We start from the raw sequence: 515 nt of genomic DNA on the forward strand, positions 1-515 counted from the left end.
AACTCGGGCAAAATACTCCTCGTAGTAAGTCACTTTTATCGATTTGAAATTTGCTACATACGTCGGGTTCTTCAGGTGTGTGTTGTTTGATTAGATACTTAATTAGTCTCTTCATTTCGTTTGGTTGCAGTATTGCCTTTGAATTCTTATTGTTTAACTCTTCGAATTTAGACATGAGACCTGAGCTTCTGATTACTTTTGAGCGAGCTTCCTTATAAGTAGGCGAAAATTCTGTTATTGCTTTCGGGTTAGTCATAACTACGAGTGATTCAATTGGGAGGGTTTCAGTTTTCAGCTTATGTAAAAGTGACATTAAGTGAAAAGACTGCCTTTTTACTTGTTCCACTGGATTATCGAATGCTTCTCGCTGATTATTTAGCGTTCGAATCATCCCATCGTATGAACTCTCAAAATATAAGTGTCCAGCAATATTCTTACTCTCAATTATAAGAAGGAAGTTTGGTGTAATAATAAGCGTGTCCATTTGAAAAAAATAATCTTGGTGAGAAAGCCTT

Annotated in this window: 1 protein-coding gene; it reads right to left on the minus strand. The window is 35.9% G+C overall.

From position 1 onward, the window contains the following. On the minus strand, positions 1–484 hold a 484-nt coding region (locus D1012_RS22260; RefSeq protein ID WP_233517250.1), incomplete at its 3' end, for a nuclease-related domain-containing protein. Between the last annotated feature and the right edge of the window lie 31 nt (positions 485–515).

Source organism: Pseudotabrizicola alkalilacus, assembly GCF_003443995.1.
In the GTDB taxonomy this organism is placed as follows: domain Bacteria; phylum Pseudomonadota; class Alphaproteobacteria; order Rhodobacterales; family Rhodobacteraceae; genus Pseudotabrizicola; species Pseudotabrizicola alkalilacus.